Source organism: Sapientia aquatica (genome assembly GCF_004358105.1).
Lineage (GTDB): Bacteria > Pseudomonadota > Gammaproteobacteria > Burkholderiales > Burkholderiaceae_D > Solimicrobium > Solimicrobium aquaticum.
In genome coordinates, this window is sequence record NZ_SMYL01000013.1 from 25,611 (window position 1) to 51,241 (window position 25,631).

General features: G+C 50.2%; 24 protein-coding genes. 9 read left to right on the forward strand and 15 right to left on the reverse strand.

Features of this window, described 5'->3' with window-relative positions; all coding sequences use genetic code 11:
• Positions 1–126 precede the first annotated feature (126 nt).
• Positions 127–735, forward strand: a complete 609-nt coding sequence (locus tag E2I14_RS17145; protein ID WP_133330794.1) for a hypothetical protein — start codon at positions 127–129, stop codon at positions 733–735.
• A 95-nt stretch (positions 736–830) separates the two neighbouring features.
• On the opposite strand, the gene E2I14_RS17150 is transcribed toward E2I14_RS17145, so the two are convergent.
• From E2I14_RS17150 to E2I14_RS17160, 3 genes are all read right to left on the reverse strand, one after another.
• Entirely contained in the window at positions 831–1,505 is a 675-nt protein-coding gene (locus E2I14_RS17150) for a BON domain-containing protein (protein ID WP_133330796.1), read from the reverse strand.
• The gene (locus tag E2I14_RS17155) at positions 1,498–2,094 is read right to left on the reverse strand and encodes a phosphoheptose isomerase (RefSeq protein WP_133330798.1); all 597 of its coding nucleotides are present in this window, start codon (positions 2,092–2,094) and stop codon (positions 1,498–1,500) included. Before E2I14_RS17155 ends, E2I14_RS17150 begins: the two co-directional genes overlap by 8 nt.
• Positions 2,095–2,190: 96 nt before the next feature.
• Positions 2,191–2,556 carry a YraN family protein gene (locus E2I14_RS17160; RefSeq protein ID WP_133330800.1) on the reverse strand — a complete coding sequence of 122 codons (366 nt, stop codon included), beginning with the start codon at positions 2,554–2,556 and terminating at the stop codon, positions 2,191–2,193.
• Positions 2,557–2,969: 413 nt separating this feature from the next.
• Between E2I14_RS17160 and rsmI the strand changes: the two genes are divergently transcribed.
• Positions 2,970–3,866, forward strand: coding sequence for a 16S rRNA (cytidine(1402)-2'-O)-methyltransferase (gene rsmI / locus E2I14_RS17165; protein WP_133330802.1), 897 nt, complete (start codon positions 2,970–2,972; stop codon positions 3,864–3,866).
• A gap of 43 nt (positions 3,867–3,909) precedes the next feature.
• Positions 3,910–5,559 (forward strand): YbaL family putative K(+) efflux transporter, encoded by a 1,650-nt coding sequence (gene ybaL / locus E2I14_RS17170; protein WP_133330804.1) that lies wholly within the window; start codon positions 3,910–3,912, stop codon positions 5,557–5,559.
• A gap of 67 nt (positions 5,560–5,626) precedes the next feature.
• Here the strand turns inward: ybaL and E2I14_RS17175 are convergent, their stop codons facing one another.
• The 6 genes from E2I14_RS17175 to E2I14_RS17200 all read right to left on the reverse strand — a co-directional run bounded on the left by E2I14_RS17175 (position 5,627) and on the right by E2I14_RS17200 (position 12,809).
• A complete protein-coding gene (locus tag E2I14_RS17175; protein ID WP_133330806.1) occupies positions 5,627–6,841 on the reverse strand; it encodes a septal ring lytic transglycosylase RlpA family protein in 1,215 nt (404 codons plus the stop codon).
• A 33-nt stretch (positions 6,842–6,874) separates the two neighbouring features.
• Entirely contained in the window at positions 6,875–7,981 is a 1,107-nt protein-coding gene (gene rodA, locus E2I14_RS17180; RefSeq protein WP_133330808.1) for a rod shape-determining protein RodA, read from the reverse strand.
• Between the two features lie 24 nt (positions 7,982–8,005).
• On the reverse strand, positions 8,006–10,021 hold the full coding sequence (mrdA, locus tag E2I14_RS17185) for a penicillin-binding protein 2 (RefSeq protein ID WP_133330810.1): 2,016 nt from the start codon (positions 10,019–10,021) through the stop codon (positions 8,006–8,008).
• Positions 10,022–10,060: 39 nt separating this feature from the next.
• Positions 10,061–10,573, reverse strand: coding sequence for a rod shape-determining protein MreD (gene mreD, locus E2I14_RS17190; RefSeq protein ID WP_133330812.1), 513 nt, complete (start codon positions 10,571–10,573; stop codon positions 10,061–10,063).
• Positions 10,570–11,508, reverse strand: a complete 939-nt coding sequence (gene mreC, locus E2I14_RS17195; RefSeq protein ID WP_133330814.1) for a rod shape-determining protein MreC — start codon at positions 11,506–11,508, stop codon at positions 10,570–10,572. Before mreC ends, mreD begins: the two co-directional genes overlap by 4 nt.
• A gap of 257 nt (positions 11,509–11,765) precedes the next feature.
• Positions 11,766–12,809 carry a rod shape-determining protein gene (locus E2I14_RS17200; protein WP_133330816.1) on the reverse strand — a complete coding sequence of 348 codons (1,044 nt, stop codon included), beginning with the start codon at positions 12,807–12,809 and terminating at the stop codon, positions 11,766–11,768.
• A gap of 330 nt (positions 12,810–13,139) precedes the next feature.
• Between E2I14_RS17200 and gatC the strand changes: the two genes are divergently transcribed.
• The 5 genes from gatC (at position 13,140) to ppk2 (ending at position 19,181) form a co-directional block, all read left to right on the forward strand.
• A complete protein-coding gene (gatC, locus tag E2I14_RS17205) occupies positions 13,140–13,442 on the forward strand; it encodes an Asp-tRNA(Asn)/Glu-tRNA(Gln) amidotransferase subunit GatC (protein ID WP_133330818.1) in 303 nt (100 codons plus the stop codon).
• 94 nt (positions 13,443–13,536) lie between these two features.
• Positions 13,537–14,994, forward strand: coding sequence for an Asp-tRNA(Asn)/Glu-tRNA(Gln) amidotransferase subunit GatA (gene gatA / locus E2I14_RS17210; RefSeq protein ID WP_133330820.1), 1,458 nt, complete (start codon positions 13,537–13,539; stop codon positions 14,992–14,994).
• Between the two features lie 14 nt (positions 14,995–15,008).
• The gene (gene gatB / locus E2I14_RS17215; RefSeq protein ID WP_133330822.1) at positions 15,009–16,469 is read left to right on the forward strand and encodes an Asp-tRNA(Asn)/Glu-tRNA(Gln) amidotransferase subunit GatB; all 1,461 of its coding nucleotides are present in this window, start codon (positions 15,009–15,011) and stop codon (positions 16,467–16,469) included.
• Positions 16,470–16,611: 142 nt separating this feature from the next.
• A complete protein-coding gene (locus tag E2I14_RS17220) occupies positions 16,612–18,246 on the forward strand; it encodes an inorganic phosphate transporter (RefSeq protein WP_133330824.1) in 1,635 nt (544 codons plus the stop codon).
• 20 nt (positions 18,247–18,266) lie between these two features.
• The gene (gene ppk2, locus E2I14_RS17225) at positions 18,267–19,181 is read left to right on the forward strand and encodes a polyphosphate kinase 2 (protein WP_133330826.1); all 915 of its coding nucleotides are present in this window, start codon (positions 18,267–18,269) and stop codon (positions 19,179–19,181) included.
• 78 nt (positions 19,182–19,259) lie between these two features.
• On the opposite strand, the gene E2I14_RS17230 is transcribed toward ppk2, so the two are convergent.
• On the reverse strand, positions 19,260–19,802 hold the full coding sequence (locus tag E2I14_RS17230) for a hypothetical protein (RefSeq protein ID WP_133330828.1): 543 nt from the start codon (positions 19,800–19,802) through the stop codon (positions 19,260–19,262).
• Positions 19,803–19,954: 152 nt separating this feature from the next.
• Between E2I14_RS17230 and E2I14_RS17235 the strand changes: the two genes are divergently transcribed.
• Complete coding sequence (locus E2I14_RS17235) at positions 19,955–20,485, forward strand: DinB family protein (RefSeq protein WP_206105669.1); 531 nt, start codon at positions 19,955–19,957, stop codon at positions 20,483–20,485.
• Between the two features lie 82 nt (positions 20,486–20,567).
• Here the strand turns inward: E2I14_RS17235 and ptsP are convergent, their stop codons facing one another.
• From ptsP to gshA, 5 genes are all read right to left on the reverse strand, one after another.
• On the reverse strand, positions 20,568–22,310 hold the full coding sequence (ptsP, locus tag E2I14_RS17240; RefSeq protein WP_133330832.1) for a phosphoenolpyruvate--protein phosphotransferase: 1,743 nt from the start codon (positions 22,308–22,310) through the stop codon (positions 20,568–20,570).
• Positions 22,311–22,436: 126 nt separating this feature from the next.
• Positions 22,437–22,706, reverse strand: coding sequence for an HPr family phosphocarrier protein (locus tag E2I14_RS17245; RefSeq protein WP_133330834.1), 270 nt, complete (start codon positions 22,704–22,706; stop codon positions 22,437–22,439).
• Positions 22,707–22,767: 61 nt separating this feature from the next.
• Entirely contained in the window at positions 22,768–23,172 is a 405-nt protein-coding gene (locus tag E2I14_RS17250; RefSeq protein WP_133330836.1) for a PTS sugar transporter subunit IIA, read from the reverse strand.
• A gap of 3 nt (positions 23,173–23,175) precedes the next feature.
• Complete coding sequence (gene gshB, locus E2I14_RS17255) at positions 23,176–24,108, reverse strand: glutathione synthase (RefSeq protein ID WP_133330838.1); 933 nt, start codon at positions 24,106–24,108, stop codon at positions 23,176–23,178.
• Positions 24,109–24,132: 24 nt separating this feature from the next.
• Positions 24,133–25,431 (reverse strand): glutamate--cysteine ligase, encoded by a 1,299-nt coding sequence (gene gshA, locus E2I14_RS17260; protein WP_133330840.1) that lies wholly within the window; start codon positions 25,429–25,431, stop codon positions 24,133–24,135.
• Positions 25,432–25,631: the final 200 nt, after the last annotated feature.

Below are 25,631 nucleotides of genomic sequence, written 5' to 3' on the forward strand. Positions count from 1 at the left end.
GGCAACTTAATTTCGCCATTGGGCAGCGCGGTTAGCGCGACAAATTCGACATTATTTTGATTTTTCGTAAACACTATTTAGGCTACGTAGTTATACTTAACATTCGTTTATTTACCGGGGAAATTCATGACACGCTTTAACCAGCTTTCTGCCGCATTGGCACTTGCCTTACCGTTGTTGAGCACTGCTGTCTTGGCGCAATCCACTGCCGCACCTGCTGCCACAGACATGAGTTCACCAATTCGCGTCAGCATCAACGAAATTAAAACTCAGGCCAAAATTGTTGAACTCGACAAGGCCAATCGCTTTGCGGTAATCCGTACACCAAAACGCCAATATATCGCTGTGCGCGTTCCGGCTGAATTGCATAATTTCGACCAAGTCAAAGTCGGCGATGACGTATTAATTAGCTATACGCTGGCGGTCGCGGCGCAGATTGAACCAGCGTCCAAATCAAGCGGCATTCGCGAAACGATTGAATCATCGAGCGGCTCGAGCGCGGCGCCCGGCGACAAGCCCGGTATAGTTGGTGAACGTACCGTTGAAGTGATTGCGTTAATTCAGTCCATCGACAAAAAAGCCGGCACCGCAACCTTGCAAGGCGCAACTCGCACGCTCACTATTTCCGTGCCAAGCTCGATCGACATTAGCAAGCTCAAAGTCGGTGATGAAGTGCACGCGGTATTCCACGATGCAATCGCCGTAGCGGTTGAACCTGCACCTGCCAAAAAATAATTGCGCGTTGCATTTACAGCCTGATTAAACCGGTAATAAAAAAGCCGTTCAAGGTATTCATCCTGAACGGCTTTTTAACATCCTACTTAAATGCTTCAATTCGCTGGTGGCGGTGCTTCTGCCGGTTTTGCGGTGAATTTCTTCACTTCAGCTTCATCAATATATTCATACACTTTAACGATTTTTTGAACGCCTGAAACTTCTTGAATCGACGCTGCAGCCGTATCGCCTTCACGTACTGAAACACGACCCATTAAATACACCACGCCCGCTTCGGTAACGATTTTGAACGAGCTAGAATAAATGTCTTTGGTGCCGACCAATTTAGCCCGCACTTTGCTCGCCAACAGCGTATCGGACGAACGGGAACCGAAGCTCGATAAAAACATCGAGACTTGAATTTCATTGACTACGGACGACACGTTTTCTAACGCCGCAATCTCTGCGCCCACTTTGGCTTTAGTCGCTTCATCTTTCACTTCACCGGTCAATAATACTTTGCGGTTATAGCTATTGACGTTGACATGCACCGCATCACCAAACACGGTAGAAATACGCGAACCGCCTTTAAACTCAATCGAGGTGTCTTCTGTTTGCGCACCAAAAGTGCGGCGGTCGGATGCGGACATGGCACCGCCCACTGCACCACCCACAAACAGCACAGCACAACCCGATAAGCTCGATAACAGCGTCACACCAAGCGTGGCCGCTAATAACGGACGCTTAGCTGATTGCAGCAGTTGATCCCAGTGACGTGGGGATTTATTCATTTACTTCTCCTCCAAATAAGGCGTTGTCGATTCCATCGCAAATGCAATGGATGGTAAGTAAATGGACTTCTTGAATTCGTGCGGTGCGCTCATGCGGCACGCAGATATTGGCGTCTTCTGGAGTCAACATTGTGGCGATTACGCCGCCGTTTTTGCCAGTTAATGCCACCACGCGCATTTCGCGCTCCAAAGCCGCTTCGACCGCTTGCACCACGTTGCCCGAATTGCCCGAGGTGGAAATCGCTAGCAACACGTCGCCCGCTTGGCCAAAGGCTTGCACTTGCTTGGAATAGATTTCAGAAAAACTGTAATCGTTGCCGACTGCGCTGATGATGGATGTGTCGGTTGTTAAGGCCATCGCTGGCAAGGGCAAACGTTCGCGCTCAAAGCGCCCGACTAATTCCGCCGCAAAATGTTGGCAATCCGCCGCCGAGCCGCCGTTACCGCACGCTAGGATTTTGTTGCCATTCGATAGCGCGGTAAACATGATGTCCACCGCTTTGGCGATTGGGTCAGCCAGCACTTCAGCCGCTTGCATTTTGAGCTCAGCACTTTCGCGGAAGTGCATTAGGATTTGTTCGTTTGTCATGATCGTATCAACGTCGAGGGTTCTGTTAGGAAATGGTGGAGCTAAACAATCGCACGATTATAGACTATCGGGCTGGAATATTTCTCTTATTCCATGTTACCCGAGCATAACATTTGTAAGCCACGTGACTTGGCCCGCGTCAATCGCAATGACATCAAATCGACAAGCGGGTGGATGCGTAAAGGATTGCAAGTACGATTGGGCGGCTAAGATCAGACGACGTTGCTTAGTCGGTGTAATCGATGCTGCTGCCCCGCCAAAACGGCCTTTGGCGCGACTTCGCACTTCCACAAAAACCAAGGTGGAATGGTCGCGCATGATTAAGTCAATTTCACCAAACGGACGCCGGTAATTTCGCTCAATCAAGATCAAGCCCTGCTGTTGTAGGTAAGCCAGCGCTTGCTGCTCCCCTTCTTGACCTAGTTGTTGTCGGTTGGGTTTTAGCTTTGCTAGCCAGTTCATAGGTGTATAACGCTGTGGTTGAGATCGATAGTTAGTGACTCAACTACGCGCATAATTCTGGGGCTGATTGGATTAATTAACACTTTTATGGTGGGTTTGAACGATTGCGAACCGACAAGGGGCGGAGTTTGACGAGTCTGTGCTTGGCTAAAATTGGTCGAATCTAGCTATAAATCCTTACAGCGTCACTTAAAAAATTTAATCCTCGTAGATAAACCCGTGATGATGTGCTGCTTTTTATTCAATCCAAATTTGCTATTAATGCAAGTCTTCGGCTGATCGATGCCAAACATGGCGGTAACTCCCGTTCTCCGAAATCTATCGATAAACACACTATTTAATACACACTAACCTTGTGCTAGCCGATTGATACGCGCACAATCTTCGCTTCCCATCTTATTTGCCCCATTTCAATGAGCGATCAACACCCACTTTTGGCGCACGCGGCGCAGCAGTCCTATCCAGCCTCGTGCTTGTATATTGTTGCGACGCCAATTGGCAATACCGCCGACATCACTTTCCGCGCCTTGCATGTGCTGTCGACCGTGGCCGCCATTGCTTGCGAAGATACGCGCAATACCTCACAACTGCTTAAGCAACTCGGCCTCTCCAAGCCACTCATCGCGGCGCATCAACACAACGAAAACGAGGTCGCGCTGAAAATCATTCAACGTTTGCAAACCGGTGAAAGCATTGCTTTAGTCTCGGACGCGGGAACGCCAGCGGTGTCCGACCCGGGCGCGCGGATTGTCGATGCAGTGCGCGCAGCAGGATTAAAAGTTGTGCCCTTGCCGGGCGCGAGTGCTGTCATCAGCGCGTTATCTGCCAGCGGTTTAATTCAGGATCAGTTTTATTTCGTCGGATTTTTACCGAGCAAAGCCGGCCAACGTGACAGCGCATTGAATAAGCTCATCGCGGTTCCGGCGACCTTGGTTTTTTACGAAGCGCCGCATCGGATTGTTGAGACAGTCAACGCCTTAGCAGCGATTTTTCCGCCTAATCGTAAGATCGTATTAGCACGCGAGCTGACTAAATTATTTGAAGAAATTCATCGCTGCGATGTGGCCGATGCCGCCGCGTGGTTGGCTGCAGATAGTCACCGCGAAAAAGGCGAGTACGTCGTTTTGCTTGAAGGCGCCTCACAAGATGCCGATGCCGAACTCACCGAAGCTAAGCGAGTGCTGACGATTTTGTTGGACAGCTGTTCGGTCAAACAAGCAGCGCAATTAGCCGCCCAATTAACCGGACAAAAAAAGAATGGGCTGTATGAACTTGCGCTAAACTTGCAAAAATCTGTATTGCCGCCTTAACAAGAACTTCACATTTCCACCCATCACATAGGAACTCGCCACTATGCTCCATCAAACTCCACTAATTGCAACCATCGTCGGCGGGCTAGTTTTGGCATTTATCTTTGGTGCCATTGCCAACCGTTTGCGTATGCCGCCGTTAGTGGGCTATTTGATCGCGGGCATCGTGGCTGGGCCTTTTACGCCGGGCTTTGTCGCCGATACGTATTTAGCGCAGGAGCTGGCCGAGATTGGTGTGATTTTGCTGATGTTTGGCGTGGGGATGCATTTTTCTCTCAAAGATTTGTTGGCGGTGAAGTCGATTGCTATTCCCGGTGCCGCGCTGCAAATCGGTGCGGCCACTCTGTTAGGCATGGGCTTGGCATGGGGCATGGGCTGGCAGATCGGGCAGGGGATTATTTTTGGTTTGTCTTTGTCGTGCGCTAGCACCGTGGTCTTGCTGACTGCGTTGGGCGAGCGCAATTTAATCGACACGCGGCGCGGTCAAATCGCCATTGGTTGGCTCATTGTTGAAGACATCATTATGGTGCTGGCGCTGGTGTTGATTCCGGCGCTGTCAGGTTTATTGGGCGGCACTGGCGAAGTACTCAGCATGGGTGAATTCCTCACCACCTTTGCCATTACCATCGGCAAAGTCATCGCCTTTGTGGCGGTCATGCTGATTTTTGGTAAGCGCGCTATTCCGTGGATTTTGCAGCGTATTGCAGCCAACGGTTCACGCGAATTATTCGGCTTGTGCGTGTTGGCGATTGCCTTGGGATTTGCGCTCGGATCGACCTACTTGTTTGGTGTGTCATTCGCCTTGGGCGCATTCTTTGCGGGAATGATGTTGGCCGAATCGGAACTCAGTCATCGTGCGGCGGAAGAATCGTTGCCGCTGCGTGAAGTGTTCTCAGTCTTATTTTTCGTCTCGGTCGGAATGTTGTTTGATCCGTCCGTTTTGCTGCGCCAACCTTGGATGGTGCTGGCAACGGTGTTAATTATCGTACTCGGTAAATCGCTGGTGTCCTTGGTGTTGGTGCTGGCGTTCCGCCATTCTTTATCGACCGCTTTAACCATTTCAGCGAGCTTGGCGCAAATTGGTGAGTTCTCGTTCATTCTGGCTACGTTGGGAATTAGCTTGGGAATTTTGCCCACCGAAGGGCGCGATTTGATCTTAGCTGGCTCGATTATTTCCATCATCCTGAATCCGTTTGTATTTGCCTGCTTAGACAAATTAAAACCTTGGTTAGAGCATCGCCATCCAGAAAAACAAGAAGTCGAAACCGATAACGCCGCCGCTTGCGCGCAACAAGAAGGTCACACAATTTTGGTCGGCTATGGCGAGTTGGGGCAGCTAGTCGGAGAAGAACTACAAGCTAGGCACAAGCCGTTTATCGTAGTGGAAGATCATCCCGATATTTTGCATGACATGGGCAAGCAAGAAATTCCTACGGTGTTCGGCTACGCTGCCGCGCCCGGGGTATTGGATGCGGCCATGATTAGTACGGCGCACTGTTTGGTGTTGACGATGTCCGACCCGATTATCTCTGGCCAGCTCATCAGCTATGCCCATTCCTTAAATCCTGCCATCAAAATCATCGCGCGCGCCATGACTGATGTGGAAGCTGAGCATTTAAAACAGCAAGGCGCAACCAGCGTTATTGTGGCCAAACGCGAAGTCGCGAAAAATTTAGCGGCCTTGATTAACTAAAAGTACGGCAAAGTTAGGCCACAAAAAAAGGGCACATCGTGCCCTTTTTTTCTATCACCAACAACCATCAACGCTGCACTATCACTGGTTTCGATACGCCCGCACTAAGCGCCAATTGGATCGCGCGGTTGGCCTCATCGCGGCTTACAAACGGCCCACTAAATAGGCGATACAAGGTCCCTTGCTGCACAATTTCAAAGCTGGGCAATTGCTTTAAGGTTTCTTGCAAACGGGTAAACGTCGCTTCGGCATTGGAACGCAATCCAAACGCGCCAAACTGCAAATAAAAGCCGCTCGCCGGGTTGGGCGAATTAATCACCGGCGGCACTGACGCGCTGCTCACCGCGGCGCTCACAGCGGGTGCCGACATATTGGGTTGAGGATTAACGGGTGCAGCGGAATTACTGGCGACTAAATTTTCAAACGCCGCCGTATCGGGCTTCACCGCGCTAACGCCACCAACAGCAGTCGAACCTACCGTTGATGCTGCTGCCGTTGCCGGTAAGGCCGTGACTGTCAACGCAGGTGGGGCGGAAATTGGCGCCGAGCTTGGCACGAAGGTAGAAGGGGAAGCAGTAGCGACTGTTTCGGTCACACGATTCTTTTTGTTTTCGGCCATTTTTTCAATATCGGCGGGCAGCAAACGTTCCAACAACAACTCGCTACTTCCCTTGCCCAAGTAATCCAACTTGAGCGCGGCGGTATAGGATAAATCGACGATACGGTTGGTATGAAACGGGCCGCGATCATTGATCTTTACGATGACTTGCTTACCGTTGCTCAAATTGGTGATGCGCGCATAGGAAGGAATCGGCAAGGTTGGATGCGCAGCCGTCATTTTGTACATATCGTAAGGTTCACCCGACGAGGTTTTTTGTCCGTGGAATTTTTTCCCGTACCAGCTTCCCGTACCCGTTTGGGAAAAAGGCGTGTCGTCAATCAGCGGCACATAAGTTTTACCGAACACAACATAGGGCTTGTTGCCGGATTTGGAATACGGCTCAACTTTTGGCTCTGCATCCAACGTCAATTCCAAGCCGGGTGGCGGATTATCGCCCGGACCATCGTCTTTGTAATAACCGCCGCGTCCCGAACCTGCTTTCGGTAAATTCGGGGCGGCTTGTCCGGCTACTGGCGCAGTTGTGGCAGGCATTGCTGCGCGTGGCGCAGGCGTGGGGGCAGAAGATACTTTAGGCGCGCTGCCGCAAGCCGAGAGCAAAGCAAGAACGACGCACAGACTTAGCGCATTGAGCAGCCGACTATATTGCTTGATTTTATGCATCCCAGCCTCCTTCAATCAATATTCCAAGCTAAATCAGCTCTGAATCAATTTACGATGACGTTGAATACTCATCAAAATTCCCGCGCCCAAAGCCAGCGTCACCAAGGCCGTACCGCCATAACTCATCATCGGCAATGGCACCCCAACCACCGGCACGATGCCGCTGACCATGCCCATATTGACGAAGGCGTAGGTAAAGAAAATCGTCGTAATCGAACCGGCTAATAGGCGCGTGAAAAAAGTCGGCGCGTTCGCGGCAATCATTAATCCGCGTGCGAAGAACAATAAATACAGCACCAATAAAACACAGCAACCGATCAAACCAAACTCTTCAGAAAATACTGCGAAAATAAAATCGGTGGTGCGTTCCGGAATAAATTCCAAGTGCGCTTGCGTGCCGTTCAACCAACCTTTTCCAGTAATACCGCCCGAGCCTACCGCAATCGTGGATTGAATAATGTGGAAGCCTTTTCCAAGCGGATCGGTGGTCGGATCGATCAACGTTAACACCCGTTCGCGCTGATAATCGTGCATGTTGTGCCATACCAAAGGCATGCTGGCGGCGGCCAACACTACCGCGCCAATAATCACCCGCCACGACAAACCGGCCAAAAAAATTACCGACAAACCTGCTGCCAACACCAACATCGCGGTGCCTAAATCGGGTTGCTTAACGATGAAGCCAATCGGCAAAATGAGTAATCCAGCGGCGACCAAAAATTCGCGCCAGCCGACCGCGCCTTCGCGTTTTTGGAAATACCATGCCAACATTAACGGCATAGCGATTTTCATGAGTTCCGATGGCTGCACCACCATGCCGATATTAATCCAACGACGCGAACCTTTTTTCACAATCCCAAATAACGCTACCGCAATCAACAAAGTGACGCCGACCGTATAAACCGGAACGGCGAAGCGCATCAGTGTTTGCGGCGGCGTCATGGCAGCAATCCACATCACGATAAAGGCCACGACGATATTGCGCAGTTGGTCTTCGACCCGCCCGGGGAAATCAATCCCGGCGGAATACAAGGTAACAATTCCGACCGACATAATCAGAAAAATAATAATCGCTAACGGGCCATCAAACACCGTGACATACGGTTTGATGACTTGCCAAGGTGAACGGTATCTGCGCATAACGAGGTCTTATCCGGTAATCAATTAGTTTTTAGGAGCAGGGCTAGTTGCGCCGGGCGCTGGGCCGCCTTCGGATTCGGCTTCGGCTTTGACTTCCGATTCGGATTGCATCAAGGAGGCATCGACTTTTTCTACTGCAGGATTATCGGTGTCCATCATCTTGAGTAGTTCTTTGGATTTATCGTCGGGGCGTTTGCCGAGCAAGAAATAATCCAACGCTAGCTTAGCAATCGGTGCGGCACCGGCGGCACCGAAACCGCCATTTTCGACAATCATGGCAATCGCAATACGTGGTTTATCGACTGGCGCAAAAGCGGTGTACAAAGCGTGATCGCGGAAACGCAGGGCGACATTTTTCTCGTTGTATTTTTCACCCTTTTTAATACCAATAACTTGCGCGGTACCAGTTTTACCAGCCGATTCGTAACCCGCATTGGCAAACACTGGGCGCGATGTGCCTTCCTTGGTTACGCCTGCCATGGCGTTTTTAATGATGTCGATGTTTTCTTGTTTGAGCGGAATACGATAACTTTCTTTTGGTACCGTTAAGGCGCGTTGATGCGTTTGCGGGTCTTCGATCATTTTGACCAAATGCGGTCGCATCACGACGCCGTTATTGGCCAGCGTTGCAACGGCATGCGCGATTTGCAGCATGGTGTAGCTGTTATAGCCTTGCCCGTTTCCTAACGAGATGGTTTCACCGGCATACCATTTTTGTTGCGCGGGCTTTTTGTACATCGAACGCTTCCATTCGGTGGAAGGCAAAATCCCGCTGCGCTCATGTTCCAAATCGATGCCGGTTTTTTCGCCAAAACCAAACGGCTTCATAAAATCATGGATGCCATCTACGCCGATGTCGTTCGCCAGCATGTAGTAATAGGTGTTGCACGACAACACAATTGATTTATATAAATCGACCACACCGTGACCGCCGACTTTATCGTCATTAAAACGATGTCCGCCCAACATAAAAAAACCTTGGTCAACAATGGCCGAACTCGGTGTGCGCTTACCCAACTCCAAACCGGCTAAGGCCATGAAGGGTTTATAAGTTGAGCCGGGCGGATAGCTACTGGTTAAGGCGCGATTGATGAGCGGCTTGTCGATGGAGTTGTTCAGCGCATCCCAGTTCGCTTGATCAATGCCTTCCACAAAAAGATTCGGATCGTAAGTTGGTTTCGATACGAAGGCCAACACGTCGCCAGTTTCGGGATCAATCGCGACCAAGGCACCGCGCTTGTCGCCAAACGCATCTTCGACGATTTTTTGCAATTCAATATCTATCGATAAAATCAAATTGCTGCCCGAAGTCGCCGGTGAACGCGACAACGTTCGCACTGCGCGACCGCCAGCGGAGACTTCCACTTCTTCAATCCCGGTCGTACCGTGCAAAACGCGCTCGTAACTTTTCTCTAAACCTTCTTTGCCGATGTAATCGGTACCGCTGTAATTATCGGAATCGTCTTCGGACTCATCGAGCTTTTTGGCATCGGCTGCGCTGATGCGGCCAATGTAGCCAATGACGTGCGAGGCGAGTTCGCCCAGAGGATATTGTCGGAATAAGCGGGCTTGGATTTCCACTCCCGGAAAGCGGAACCGTTGCACGGTGAACCGCGCAACTTCTTCGTCGGTTAAGCGGGTACGGATGGGCAAGCTTTCAAAGCTTTTGGAATCTTCCATTAGCTTTTTAAACCGCTTGCGATGTTTGGCTTGGATATCGACCAATTCGGCTAATTGGTCAATCACGACGTCTAAGTCTTGATTGATTTTGGACGGCGTAATCTCTAAGGTGTAGGCCGAAAAATTACGCGCTAACACGACGCCATTGCGGTCCAGAATCAAGCCGCGATTCGGGACCACTGGCACGATAGAGATACGATTCTCTTCGGCTTGGGTGGCATACATTTCATGCTTGACGATTTGCAGCCAAACAAAGCGCGCAAATAGCATGGTGAAGCAAAACAGAATGATGCCCGCTATCGCAAATAAGCGCATCCGAAAATAATATAACTCGCGTTCGGTATTTTTAAATTCAGTCATGCTATGAGCGGCTTAATGAGCGTGGTAATACAAGGAACATCAAATCGGACGCGTATCATCGCGATCCACAGAGCGGCGCTGCGGAGCTAACAACAACCAAGTCGCCACGGGCCACAGGGCGGCTGTCACAAAGCTTTCGCTAAAAAATAACCAGCCGGGAAATTTTCCATTGACCATTAATTGAATCAACGATTGAATCACTTGGGTCAACAAGAACAACGGAAACACATGCAAGGTTTGTGTCATCGGTGTAAACCACAACACGCGGCGGTGTATCGTGATGGCGAAGTAGGACAGCAAAGTGTACGCCAGCGCGTTTTCGCCCAACAGCGAAGCGGTGTGCACATCCATTAACAAACCCATGACAAAGGCCACGCCAATGCCCACTTTGCGCGGCTGATGAATACTCCAAAAGACCAAGACCAGCGCGACAAAATCCGGTACGAATACCATGTTCCCCCAAGGGAGAAAATTCATCAAAAATGCGATCAATAAGCTGCTAAAAATAAACAGCGGGCTAGCGGGCAATAAGATGTAATGCGGCTGGTTCACGGTTGAACCTCTTTAGCTTTAGGCGGGGTTTCGGGACCGTCACGAGTGACGCGGCGATTAACTTTTTTCAGCTTGGCGTCTTCGTCTTCGGGACGCGCTTCGATATGGGTATCGACTAACAGCACCAAGACTTCTTTGTGCCGATCTAAGCCCGCCATCGGCAGGCAGACGATGCGCTCAAAAGTCGTGGTCGCGTTGTTTTCAATCAGCGACACTTTGGCGACAAACAAGCCCGCAGGATAAATCCCATCGATGCCGGACGTGACTAACACGTCACCGGCTTTGATGTCGGCATTGCTTGGCACACGCAGTTCTAAATTGCCGAATTGGCCTTTACCGTAAATCACGCTGCGCAAACCGTTGCGCTGCACTTGCACTGGAATCGCTTGATCTTTATCGGTCAACAAGGTGACTTCGGAAGTCAGCGGAAAAATTCGTGTCACTTGACCGACCACGCCTTGATCGTCAATCACCGGTTGCCCAAGCGCGATGCCGTGCTTGGTCCCGCGATTGATAATGATGCGACGACTAAAACTATCGCGCGCGTCATAAAGAATTTCGGCCAACACGGATTTAACCGGAACTTGTTCGCCAGTGGCGAGCAGACGGCGCAATTGGGCGTTTTCGAGTTTGAGTTGTTGATCTTGCTGAACGCTGAGCGACTGCGCCAATTGCGCGCGCTTTAAGGCGGCGTTTTCTTTTTGTAGCGTACTGAGTTGGGTGAAGTAATCACCCATGCTATTGACCGCGTCGCGCGGCGCGACGGCCAGCATTTGCAGCGGATAGAGCGCGGAACCAACCACTTGACGCACCAAACTCAGCGATTGCAGACGGGCGTCAATCACCAACAACATAATCGCAACTAGGGAAAAAAATACCACTTTAACGCGAGCCGATGCGCCTTGTTTGAAGAGTGGTGGTGGACTGTATTCCATCTTTTAGTAATCAATATAACCGAGTGATAGTTTGCATAAATTTGCACACCACATTCCGATTGGTCGGAACGAATTTGCTGTTCTAAAAATGTAAAAAAACAGCAAACAAAACTAAAAGTATTGGTGCTGTTTTTTGGGTAAAACAATTGAGCTGCTGGTGAAGCACTGCCGGTGAAGTACGTTTAGCTAATCAATCACAACGACCAGCTAAACGTTGATTGCGCGCTTCGTATGTTTCTTATGAATGCCAATCCAACTTATTCGTAAGAAAACATCGAACCCAATTTTTCAATTCGATCTAAGGCCATGCCGGAACCGCGTACCACGCAAGTCAATGGATCTTCGGCCACGATGACTGGCAAGCCCGTTTCTTCCATCAACAAACGATCCAAGTCACGCAGCAACGCGCCACCGCCGGTCAACATCATGCCTTTTTCCGCGATGTCGGCACCAAGTTCTGGTGGGGTTTGTTCCAAGGCGTTTTTCACTGCCGAGACGATGTTGTTGAGCGGGTCAGTTAAGGCTTCCAAAATCTCATTGCTCGAAATCGTGAACGAACGTGGGATACCTTCGGACAGGTTGCGGCCTTTGACTTCCATTTCTTTGACTTCTGAACCTGGGAAAGCGGAGCCGATGGTTTTCTTAATCGCTTCGGCAGTTTGCTCACCGATCAACATGCCGTAGTTACGACGGATGTAGTTCACAATCGCTTCGTCAAATTTATCGCCGCCCACGCGGATCGAGCCTTTAAATACCATGCCGCCCAAGGAGATAATCCCGACTTCGGTCGTACCACCACCGATATCGACCACCATCGAACCAGTCGCTTCTGAAACTGGCAAGCCAGCACCGATTGCGGCGGCCATTGGTTCTTCGATCAAATACACTTGCGATGCACCAGCGCCTAAGGCGGATTCGCGAATCGCGCGGCGTTCAACTTGGGTCGAACCGCAAGGAACGCAGATGATGATACGTGGGGAAGGTTTGAAGAATTTGGTGTCGTGCACCATGCGGATGAACTGTTTCAACATTTGTTCGGTGACGGTAAAGTCAGCGATCACGCCGTCTTTCATCGGTCGAATGGCTTCGATATTGCCCGGCACTTTGCCCAACATTTGTTTGGCTTCTTTACCGACTGCTTGAATGGTTTTTTTGCCGTTAGGACCGCCTTCTTGACGAATCGCTACCACTGATGGCTCATCAAGAACAATACCTTGGCCGCGGACGTAAATGAGGGTGTTTGCTGTACCTAAATCGATTGCTAGGTCATTAGAAAAATAACTACGAAAAAAACCGAACATGTTAATCCTGTGCGTTATCAAAACGCGTTTAATGTATTGGGGAATTGGGTGTATTGTCTGAGCCGGCAGCTAAAACTCAACGGGCTTTAGCAGCTTACGTGCAAATGCAACTTCTTATCAGACATTAACCCAGCATTCTACCTTATAATTTGCATAAATTTAGATCAGTTACAAGCAATAACACTTGCTTTTTCACTGTGACAATTCGCCGAATTTGTGTTTTTAACCATTTATTTCTTTTTCTAATCAAAACAGGGGCTTTCGCACTTTTGCCCACCTCACCGTTTTCTTCGTTTTCTGATTAGAAAATCAACCAGACTGCCTAAAATTATGTCCCTCAAAGATACCGACGTAACCCGCATCGCGCACCTCGCGCATTTGGAGTTATCTCCCGAGCAAACCGGCAAAACGCTGGATCAACTCAATGGCATTTTTGCATTGGTCGAAAAGATGCAAGCCATCGATACAACCGGCATCGAGCCACTCAGCCATCCGTTTGCCTTGGTAGTCGATCAATTGGCGCTGCGCTTGCGCGACGATAAAGTGACCGAAACCAATCACCGCGAGGCTTACCAAGAGTGCGCGCCAGCGACTCAAGATGGCTTGTACTTGGTGCCGAAAGTCATTGAATAAGCCGGATTTAGCCGTTTCAGTCATTGGTGTTTCATCAGCAAAATCGCTTAACGCTCATTAAATACCACCCAATTGCTCACAAAATAATCACATCATGCATACCAAAACGCTTACCGAATTATCTGCTCTGCTGCACAGCAAACAGATTTCCGCTACCGAATTAGCGCAGCATTACTTAAGCCGCATCGCCGCGTCCGATTTAAATGCTTTCACCCACGTTGATGCGGACTTGACCTTAGCGCAAGCCGCCCACGCCGACAAACTCTTGGCGCAAGCGAATCCGCACGCACTAGCTGGGATTCCGATTGCGCACAAAGATATCTTCGTCACACGCGGTTGGCGCTCCACCGCTGGCTCTAAAATGCTGGCCAATTACACCAGCCCGTTTGACGCAACCGTGGTTGAACGCTTTCAACAAGCGGGCATGGTCACGCTCGGTAAATTGAACTGCGATGAATTTGCGATGGGTTCAGCCAATGAGAACTCGTTCTTTGGCGCGGTAAAAAATCCGTGGGATAAAACCGCGGTGCCGGGTGGCTCGTCCGGTGGCTCGGCGGCAGCGATTGCGGCACGTTTAACCCCGGCGACTACCGGAACAGATACTGGCGGGTCGATTCGCCAACCAGCTTCGTTTTGCGGCGTAACTGGCATTAAACCTACTTACGGGCGCGTGTCGCGCTACGGCATGATTGCGTTTGCGTCCTCACTCGATCAAGGCGGGCCGATTGCTCAAAGCGCCGAAGATTGCGCGCTGCTATTAAATAGCATGGCCGGTTTTGATCCACGCGATTCAACTAGCTTGGAGCATCCTGACGAAGATTTCCGACGCGATTTATCCACATCACTCAAAGGCTTGCGCATCGGCGTGCCACGGGAATTCTTCAGCGCAGGTTTGGCGGCCGACGTGGAACAAGCGGTGCGCGCAGCGTTGGCTAAATACGAAGAACTCGGCGCTACCTTGGTAGAAATTTCCCTGCCCAAAACTGAACTATCGATTCCGGTCTATTACGTCATCGCCCCAGCCGAAGCATCGTCCAACTTAAGCCGCTTTGACGGTGTGCGTTACGGTCACCGCGCGGCAAGCTACGACGGCTTAACCGATATGTACAAAAAATCGCGCACCGAAGGTTTTGGTGACGAAGTCAAACGCCGGATTTTGGTCGGCAGCTATGTGTTATCGCACGGCTACTACGACGCCTACTATTTACAAGCACAAAAAATCCGCCGCTTGATCGCTGAGGATTTCCAAGCCGCGTTTAAACAATGCGACGTGATTATGGGGCCAGTGGCACCAACGGTAGCGTGGGATTTGGGCGATAAAGCCGATGATCCAGTGGCGAACTATTTAGCCGATATTTTCACCCTGTCCACCAGCTTAGCTGGCTTGCCGGGGATGTCGCTGCCGTGCGGATTTGGTCAAGGCGAAAAGAACAGCAAACGTCCGGTTGGCTTGCAATTGATTGGTAACTATTTCAGCGAAGCCAAATTGTTGGGCATTGCGCACCAATACCAATTAGCGACCGACTGGCACAAACAAGTACCGACTATCTAAATTAAGGAAAAACTATGCAATGGGAAGTCGTTATTGGATTTGAGACGCATGCACAGCTCTCAACCAACTCAAAAATTTTTAGTGGTTCAAGCATTCAATTTGGCGCAGAGCCAAACACCCAAGCCAGCCCAGTGGATTTAGCGTTGCCGGGCGTCTTACCGGTATTGAATCGTGGCGCGGTTGAGAAGGCCATTCAGTTTGGTTTAGCCGTCAATGCGACCATCGCACCGGTATCCATCTTTGCGCGCAAAAACTACTTTTATCCCGATCTACCAAAAGGCTACCAAATCAGCCAATTTGAATTGCCCGTGGTGCAGGGCGGTGCGGTCAGTTTTGTGATGGAACGCGATGGCAAATCCGAAATCCGCACAGTGCAATTAACCCGCGCGCATCTCGAAGAAGACGCCGGCAAATCGCTGCACGAAGATTACCAAGGCATGAGCGGCATCGACTTAAACCGCGCCGGCACGCCCTTATTAGAAATCGTTACCGAACCGGTCATGCGCAGCGCCGCCGAAGCCGTGGCTTACGCTAAAGCCTTGCATTCCTTGGTCACGTGGCTGGGAATTTGCGACGGCAATATGCAAGAAGGCTCGTTCCGTTGCGACGCGAACGTTTCGGTGCGTCCAGTGGGTCAAGTCGAATTTGGCACCCGTTGCGAAATTAAAAACTTGAACTCGTTCCGCTTCTTAGAAGAGGCGATCAATATTGAAGTACGTCGCCAAATTGAGTTGATCGAAGACGGTGGTCGCGTAATTCAAGAAACCCGCTTATACGATCCGGACAAAAAACAAACGCGCTCCATGCGTAGCAAAGAAGATTCGCAAGATTACCGCTATTTCCCTGACCCCGATTTATTGCCATTAGCCATCAGCGAAGAATGGATTAGCCGCGTTAAAGCGACCATGCCAGAGTTGCCGGGCGCGATGCGCACGCGCTTTGTCGAGCAGTTGGGCTTGTCCGAATACGATGCCATGGTGCTGACCCAAACTAAGGCCACCGCCGCTTATTTTGAAGAAGTGGTCAAGCACGCTGGCGCAGCACAAGCCAAGCCCGCCGCTAACTGGATGATGGGCGACGTTGCCTCCACTTGTAACCGTGAAGGCCTAGAAATCACCGACATCCCAGTCACTTCGGCGCAGTTAGCGTTGTTATTACAGCGTATTGCCGATGGCACGATTTCGAACAAAATCGCTAAAGAAGTCTTTGCCGCGATGTGGGCAGCTCCGTCGGCTGATGCTAGTTTGGCCGATGCGGTGATTGAAGCCAAAGGCTTAAAGCAAATTTCTGATCCAAATGCTTTGGAAAAAATCATCGATGAAGTCTTGGCCGCCAATCCTAAATCCGTCGAGGAATTCCGCGCAGGCAAAGAAAAAGCCTTCAACGCCTTAGTCGGACAAGCGATGAAAGCGACCAAAGGCAAGGGAAATCCTGCTCAGGTCAATGCCTTGTTATTAGCAAAACTTAATGCCTGATTAACTATTTTCATAAAAATTGTTAAAAAACGCACATTGCCTGTCGGTTTTTGAGGGTAAGTTGCCATAAGTCATATTTTTGTCATGCGGGGACTGTATCGTCGATGAGTTACTAAAACACTCATTTCGGAGCAGTCCCACCATGGATTCCAGTCTCAATTTAGGCCCCTCGCCTAGCGCGGCAACTGCGGCGCCCGCCCGTACCCCCTTAAGCGAACACAAAACCAGTCCGCTGACAATCGTCCTCTTCATCGCTTTGCTGGTGATGGGATTAATTTATACCGCCCTGAGCTTAACGTCGGACGTGACCGAAGCCGGTGCGATTAGCACCCAATGGCTGCCGTATTTCTTGCTCGGCATCGCGCTGTTGATCGCGCTCGGATTTGAGTTTGTCAACGGCTTCCATGACACCGCTAACGCTGTCGCGACGGTGATTTACACCAACTCGATGCCGCCTAACTTTGCCGTCATGTGGTCAGGCTGCTTTAACTTCTTGGGCGTACTGCTCTCTAGCGGTGCGGTGGCGTTCGGAATTATCTCGTTGCTGCCAGTGGAATTGATCTTGCAAGTCGGCTCGGGCTCAGGTTTTGCGATGGTGTTTGCCTTGTTAATCGCCGCCATTATTTGGAACTTGGGCACTTGGTGGCTGGGCTTGCCAGCATCTTCTTCGCACACCATGATTGGTTCGATTCTGGGCGTCGGTATTGCCAACGCCATCATGCATGGTCGCAATGGCACCAGCGGCGTTGACTGGGCGCAGGCAACCAAAGTTGGCTACTCCTTATTGCTGTCTCCATTAGTTGGCTTTATTTGCGCGGCTTTATTGTTACTGGCGCTGCGCGCTTTCGTGAAAAGCAAAGAATTGTACGAAGCACCGGAAGGTAACAATCCACCACCTTGGTGGATTCGTGGTCTGTTGATTTTGACTTGCACCGGCGTGTCGTTTGCGCACGGTTCTAACGACGGTCAAAAAGGCATGGGCTTAATCATGCTGATCTTGGTGGGAACGGTGCCGATGGCCTATGCGCTCAATCGTGCCATGCCGGTGGATCATGTCACTCAGTTCGTCGCGGTTTCACAGGTGACCCAAGTTTCGTTAAATAAATACGTTGATCGCGCAACCCCTATGCCGCTGCCTGAGTCACGCGATGTGTTAGTAACTTATATCCGCACCAAAGCGGTCACAGCGCAAGTTATTCCAGCGCTCTCGACCATCACCGGTTCAATAGGCGAACGTGTTAAAGATTCCGGCTCCTTGGCTAAAGTGCCAGCCGCGAGTGTGACTAACGTGCGTAACGATATGTACTTGGCCGCTGAAGCGATTCGCTTCCTTGATAAAGATGCGAGTGTCAAATTCGACGCTGACACCAAAGCCAACTTAGTCGCTTTCAAAAAGCAAATCGATGACGCCACTAAGTTCATTCCACTCTGGGTAAAAATCGCCGTCGCTATTGCTTTGGGCCTAGGCACGATGGTGGGCTGGAAGCGCATTGTGGTCACGGTGGGCGAAAAAATCGGCAAAACCCATTTGACCTATGCCCAAGGTGCATCGGCTGAATTGGTCGCGATGTTGACCATCGGCGCAGCAGATGCGTTTGGCTTGCCGGTATCGACGACCCACGTTTTATCGTCCGGTGTTGCGGGAACGATGGCGGCCAATAAATCGGGCTTACAAATGTCCACGATTCGCAATTTAGCCATGGCGTGGGTCTTGACCTTGCCGGTTGCGATTGTGTTGTCAGGCTCCTTGTATTGGTTGTTTTCCCACTTGTTTTAATTAGCGCAGAGAGCACTAACATGACCGAATCCGAATTACTCAACCGCATGCAAAGCGAGCTGGACGACAGCTATTTTGAAGAGTTGGAATTAGAACTGATCGACGATCGACCAGTGAGCAGTCTGATCGGCGAGGACATGCAGGAAGCCACGCCGACCGATCCTGAGAGCCGCCGCACCTATTTCCGCGAACTGTTCCGCTTACAAGCAGAATTGGTCAAGCTGCAGGATTGGGTGGTGCATACCGGTCATAAAGTCGTGATCTTGTTTGAAGGACGCGATGCCGCTGGTAAAGGGGGCGTGATCAAGCGCATTACGCAACGGCTCAACCCGCGTGTTTGCCGTGTCGCGGCCTTGCCAGCGCCAAACAATCGTGAACGCACACAATGGTATTTTCAGCGCTATGTTTCGCATTTGCCGGCGGCCGGCGAGATCGTGTTATTTGATCGCAGTTGGTATAACCGCGCTGGCGTTGAGCGAGTGATGAATTTTTGTACCGATGAACAGTACGAAGAATTCTTCCGCACCGTGCCTGAATTTGAACGCATGTTGGTGCGCTCCGGGATTCAAGTGATTAAGTATTGGTTCTCGATTTCGGACGAAGAGCAGCATGCGCGCTTTTTAGGTCGGATTTACGATCCGCTCAAGCAATGGAAACTCAGCCCGATGGATTTGGAATCGCGCCGCCGTTGGGAAGAATACACCAAGGCCAAGGAAATCATGTTGGAGCGCACCCACATCGAGGAAGCCCCTTGGTGGTTGGTGCAAGCCAACGACAAGAAAAAAGCGCGCTTAAATTGCATCCATCATTTGCTCAGCCAAATGCCGTACGAGGAAATCGTTCATCCTCCGATTGCATTGCCACAGCGCGAACGGCACGAGGATTACACTCGCCATCCGGTTCCGGCCAGCATAATTGTTCCGGAAGTGTATTGAACACGTTCCGGTAGCAGTAAAAAAGGCGCTGAAGTCCAACGACTTACAGCGCCTTTTTTTATCTTTGGAATGTTGCCATTAGCGGTTAAAGCGCACGGCATTAATCGCATCAATTGCGGCATTCAAATCCGCGGCGGAAGTTTCTTTCATATCTTGCGCCTGCAAGTTCACGATTTTGCCTTTCACAATCACACAAAAGGTAACGCCGATCACCGGATGGCCATCCAAGTTTGCCGACCACGCCACGCGCGAAGCGGGGTAACCGGCCAGCTCCACCCGTTTTGGTCTAGCGGCCATAAATCGGCTGCGATGCTTGGTTTCTTCTTTTAAAAATTGATTGAGATATTTGTCCGCAGCAGAGCCAGATTCGTCTTCAGTAATCTCGGGCATTTTCGGGCCAAAATCGTAAGTTGTGATTTGCAACATTGCACTTTTCTTCTTATCGGCATGCGCTTTTTTGTAGAAAACGCGTGTCGCGTAGGGAATGCCATTATCGAATTCCGGGCCGACAAAATTGTTCGGAATTTCGAGCGTGATAAACATATCGTGATAGGTTTCAGCGCAAACGGTGTTTGCCATCACACTTAGAAAAGCAAAAACAACGATGGGAATCCATTTCATAGCAATGACCGTCTCATTTATTAGTAGTAAAGTAAATTACGCCGATTTTGATGCATTTGAGCAATTTTAAACGAATAATAGCGCATTGCTGGTTGCCAAGAAATATTAAAATGCTGGCTCGGCCAACAGCTATTTTTCAATTAAGGAATGCTATGCCAAGCAATTTCGCCCTATTTGCGCGCTACAACGCCGAAATGAATGAGCGTCAGTTTTTAGCGGGCCAACAATTAACGCCTGAAGCATTAATGCAAGAACGCGGCGCTTTCTTCGGCTCGATCTTAGGCACCATGAATCATCTGATTGTGGCGGACACGCTTTGGCTGCAGCGCATCGCCGAGCATCCGCGCCGATTCGCGAGTTTGCATGACATTCGTACTTGGGCAAAACCGAGTTCGCTGACTGACTTTCAATACAAGACATTGGCGGACTGGATCACGCAGCGCCGCATTCTTGATCGATTAATCGCGCAGTTAGTGGCAGAAATCACCGATGCCGATTTAAGCAGCGTTTTGCATTATCAGCGCACCGATGGCACGCCCGGCAGTAAATATCTTAACGATGTATTGACGCATTTTTTCAATCATCAAACCCATCATCGCGGGCAAATTAGCACGCTATTTTTTCAGGCGGGAGTGGATGTCGGGGTCACCGACTTAATGAGTTTGGTGCCCGATGTGATGTAAGGATGTTCAAGAATTCGGGATGCAAAAATGGACTGACGGCACATTCTGCAGAGCGTGCGGTAAGTCCATTTTTGAGGGGAATTTACAGAGTTTTTAAATGGCGTATGCCTTCTTCGATCACTTCCGAATCGTAGCTGCGTAGAATTTTTTTTATCGGCGCATTCAATTCCATCAAATCGATATTCATCACCTCTTGCTTGATCTCCAATAGCTGCGCTGGCGGCATCGAGAGCGCTCTGAAACCCATGCCTAGCAGAAGACGCGTCAGTCGAATATCACCCGCCATACCACCGCAAATCGAGACCGGAATATCGGCTTTATTGGCCGCTTTCACCGTCATATCAAGCAACTGCAAAATGGCGGGATGTACATCGTCGTATAAATGAGCAACGGCATAATCAGCCCGATCAATCGCCAAGGTATATTGAATTAAATCGTTGGTGCCGATGGAGAGGAAATCGAGTTTTTTGACGAACATTGGCAGACTCAACACGGCGGCGGGGATCTCAATCATCGCACCGATTTTGATGTTGGCGTCGAACGCAATATTCTGCAAAGCGAGTTGGTGTTTAGCCTGTTCAATCATGCCCAAGGTCTGATCAATTTCAAACCCGTGCGAGAGCATTGGAATCAATATCTGCACCGGCCCAAAGGCGGACGCACGCAAAATTGCTCGTAACTGGGTAAGGAATAATTGCGGTTCGGCCAAGCAATAGCGAATCGCGCGCAAACCTAAGGCGGGATTTAAGGTTTGATTATCGGCCTCATCCAAGGGCTTGTCGGCCCCGACGTCGAGCGTGCGAATCGTCACCGGACGCCCTTTCATCGCGGCTACGCTGGTTTTGTAGGCTTCAAATTGTTCTTCTTCGGTTGGCAAAACACCGTTGCGGCCCATGAATAAAAATTCGGACCGAAATAAACCCACTCCAGCCGCGCCGACTTCATTGGCGGCCACCGCATGTTCGGGCAACTCAATATTGGCTAACAAGGAAATCGGCGTGCCATCTTTGGTCACGGCAGAAGTCTTTTTTAACTTGGCTAGTTTTTTGCGGAATTTTTGTAAATCGGCCAGCTTAGCGCGGTATTCATCCAGCACAATTTGCGGCGGCGCGACAATCACCACGCCCGCAACGCTATCGATAATGAGCCAATCGTCTTGCTTAATCAGGTGGCTGGCATTGCCCATACCGACCACCGCAGGAATGCCCAAACTGCGCGAGACAATCGCGGTGTGTGCGCTGTGTCCACCTTCGTCGGTGACAAACCCAACAAAGGCCGAATCCTGAAACTGCATCATGTCAGCCGGTGAAATATCGCGCGCCACCACAATCATGTGCGCGTTCAATTCATCGACGCCAGCGTGTTTGGGTAGAGTGTTTGCTGTGCCAGTTAATAGCTTTAAAATGCGGTCGGCGACTTGGGCGATGTCGGCTTTGCGCTCACGCAGGTATTCGTCTTCGATTTCATCAAACTGGGCCAGTAGCACATCGATTTGCGTGACCAGCGCCCATTCAGCGTTGTAATGGCGTGTGCGGATAATTTCGAGCGGCGCTTGCGCCAGCATCGGATCGGATAAAAATAGGGAATGCACATCGAGGAAAGCGCCCAATTCGGACGGCGCGTCGGTCGGCAAATCGGACCAGATTTTTTGCAGTTCACGTTCGGCTTCGGCCAGCGCTTTTTGCAAACGCTGCACTTCGGCTTCGACCTGCTCTTGACCAACTAAATAATGCTGCACCTCCAACGCGGCAGGATGCAATAAATGCGCCCGACCAATCGCGATGCCGCGCGAAACCGGTATACCTTGTAAGGTGAATGACGCCATGTGTCCCCGCACAGAGTTGATTAAAAACGCCTCACTGAATAAGCAATATTGAAAAGGTGCGCCGCCAACTTTTTATTGACAGCGCACCTTCTAGCAATTACTCGCGAAGTCTTAGAATAGTCCTACTTATTCACCTTCACCAAACCGCTCAGCAACCAGTGTGGTGATGGCGGCGGCGCATTCCTGCTCATCTTCCCCACTGACTTCCAACGTGATGCGGCTACCCTTGCCGGCAGCTAACATCATCACGCCCATAATGGATTTCCCGTTGACCCGCTTGTTGTTGCGCATGATCCAGACTTCAGACTTAAATTTTGACGCCATTTGAGTTAATTTGGCGGATGCTCGCGCATGTAATCCTAGTTTGTTGACGATTTCTAATTCTACTTGAACCATGAATTTGCTCGCTTTCGGATGAGCTAGTAGCCCATTTTCTCTTCGTTAATTTTGCTAAAAATTATGGCGCAATTCGCAACCGGTTATCCACCCGAATCGCCCCATTTTGCGCACCTGCTTGCGCCATTTCAAACACCACATCTAAATTATCGTTACGGTAGGTCAAGGCACGCAACAACATTGGCAAACTCAAACCAGCTAGCACCGCAACTTGGTCTAACGCATCCAACTTTTGACTGCAATTGGCTGGCGTACCGCCAAACACATCGGTGAGCACTAAAACGCCATCGCCCAAGTTTAGGCGACCAATTGCTTGTTTGCCTAATTCAATCACTTCGTCGGTATTTTGATCGGGTTGCACGTCGATTGCCTCTAAATGTTCGGGAGTACTTCTAAACACATGACGCGCTGCGGTAATAAACGCGCTCCCCAACGGAGCATGTGCCAAAATTAAGATCCCAACCATGTATTAAGCTCGCTCTAATGCATCAATAAACATTGCTGCAACATCAAACCCAGTTTGCTGCGTGATTTCCTGGAAGCAAGTCGGGCTGGTGACATTGACTTCCGTTAGGTAATTTCCAATTACATCACAACCAACTAATAATAAACCGCGCTGCAACAAAATTGGGGCTAATGTGTGGCCAATTTCACTTTCTTTTTCCGTTAATGGCTGCGCAACACCGGTGCCACCAGCGGCCAAATTACCTCTCACTTCGCCTGCTTGCGGTATTCTAGCCAAGGAAAACGGCACGACTTTGCCGCCGATCAACAGCACGCGCTTGTCGCCTGATTTGATCTCCGGGATATAGCGTTGCCCCATAATGGTGCGGGTGCCGTTGTTGGTCAGCGACTCAATAATCGAGCCTAAATTCAAACCGTCTGCGCCGACTTTAAACACACCCGCGCCGCCCATGCCATCTAGCGGTTTTAGGATGATTTCTTGGTGCTCGGCATGAAAAGCCCGCAAACGTTGCTCATCGCGCGTCACAATCGTGGGCGCGGTGAATTGTGAAAACTGTGCAATGCTCAGTTTTTCATTGTGGTTGCGAATCGCGGCAGGTTTATTAAAGACCCGCGCCCCAGCCATTTCAGCCAACTCCAGCAAATAGGTCGCGTAGATATATTCCATATCAAACGGCGGGTCTTTGCGCTGCAATACCGCATCAAAATCGCTTAACAAATGCTCTTTAGGCTGCTCGGCCTGATACCAAGCGGCTTCGCCGGTTAAATGAATGCGACGAATGTTAGCAATCACTTTCCCGCCAACGTAGGCCATGTCTTGCGGCATAAAGGCGTACAACTCATGTCCACGTTTGGCCGCCTCGCGCATCATGGCAAAGGTGGTGTCTTTGTATATCTTAAAATCGTCCAGCGGATCAGTCAGAAAAGCGATTTTCATGCGAATTACCTTTATGAAGATGGCTTAATAAGCGTCTGGATTTGGATCGGTTTTTTCTAATTCCAGCGATGCCGCCAACAAAGCTAAACGTGCCACCACGCCGTACATGTAGAAGCGATTTGGCGACGCGGTGCCTGGCTTAGCGTGAACATCGGGCAGCGCGTGTTGCTGAGCGAACGCCAGCGGCACAAAATGTGCACCCGGGGCATTCAGATTCTCATCCACGCCACGTCCCGAATGGACGCGATAGAAACCACCGATGACATAGCGATCCATCATGTACACCACAGGTTCGGCCACGGCTTCGTTAATTTGCTCGAAGGTGTGCACGCCTTCTTGGATAATCACGTCGCTCACTTCCAAGCCTTCTTTTACCACCGACATTTTGTTGCGTTGTTTGCGGTTTAAATCTTTGACTTCGGAAGCATCATGCACGGTCATGATGCCCATGCCGTAAGTACCAGCGTCGGCTTTGACGATGACAAATGGTTTTTCTTTGATGCCGTATTCTTTGTATTTTTTGCGTATCTTGGTCAGCACCATATCGACCTGCGCGGCCAACACATCTTCACCAATGCGTTCATGGAAATTGATTTGCGACGCTTTGCCGAAATACGGATTGAGCATCCACGGATCGACGTCCACAATTTTGGCAAACTTCTTAACGACTTCATCGTAGGCCGCAAAGTGGTTGGTCTTGCGACGCACTGCCCAGCCCGCGTGCAGCGGCGGCAACAAAGTTTGTTCATTCAAATTGCCTAACGCGGCGGGGATGCCGGCGGACAAATCGTTGTTCAATAAAATCGTGCAAGGATCGAAGCCAGCCAAGCCCAAACGACGACCATTGGCCGAGCGTTCTAGCGGCTCCAAGGTCAGGATAGAACCATCGGGCAATTCCAGATTAGTCGGCTCTTTGATGTCTTCCGACAAACTACCCAAACGCACGTTGAGACCGGTTTGACGGAAAATTTGAATTAAGCGGGCAACGTTTTGCAGGTAAAACGTATTGCGCGTGTGGCGCTCAGGGATGAGCAATAAATTTTTCGCATCAGGGCAATATTTTTCAATCCCCGCCATCGCCGCTTGCACCGCCAAGGGCAACATTTCGGGTGCCAAATTGTTAAATCCCCCTGGGTATAAATTGGTATCGACTGGCGCTAATTTAAAACCCGAATTACGCAAATCCACGGAACAATAAAACGGTGGCGTATGTTCTTGCCATTCCAAACGGAACCAGCGCTCAATGGCGGGCGTCGCTTCGAGGATTTTCTTTTCAAGTTCAAGCAGCGGGCCATTTAAGGCGGTAACGAGATGTGGGACCATGGATAACTTTCAGCGGTATAACGGGATAATGAATGAGCGGCTTTGTTTGGGTTGCAATGACATGTTCAAAAAACAAGCCTAGCCCTTGCGAGACAAAGGACAGATTTTAGCTGGAATTGAAATTATTCGTTGCGCACGACATAAGGAAGGCTAAGTTGGGATTTGGACACAATTATCAAGGTTGATTGGTTGATTTAGAA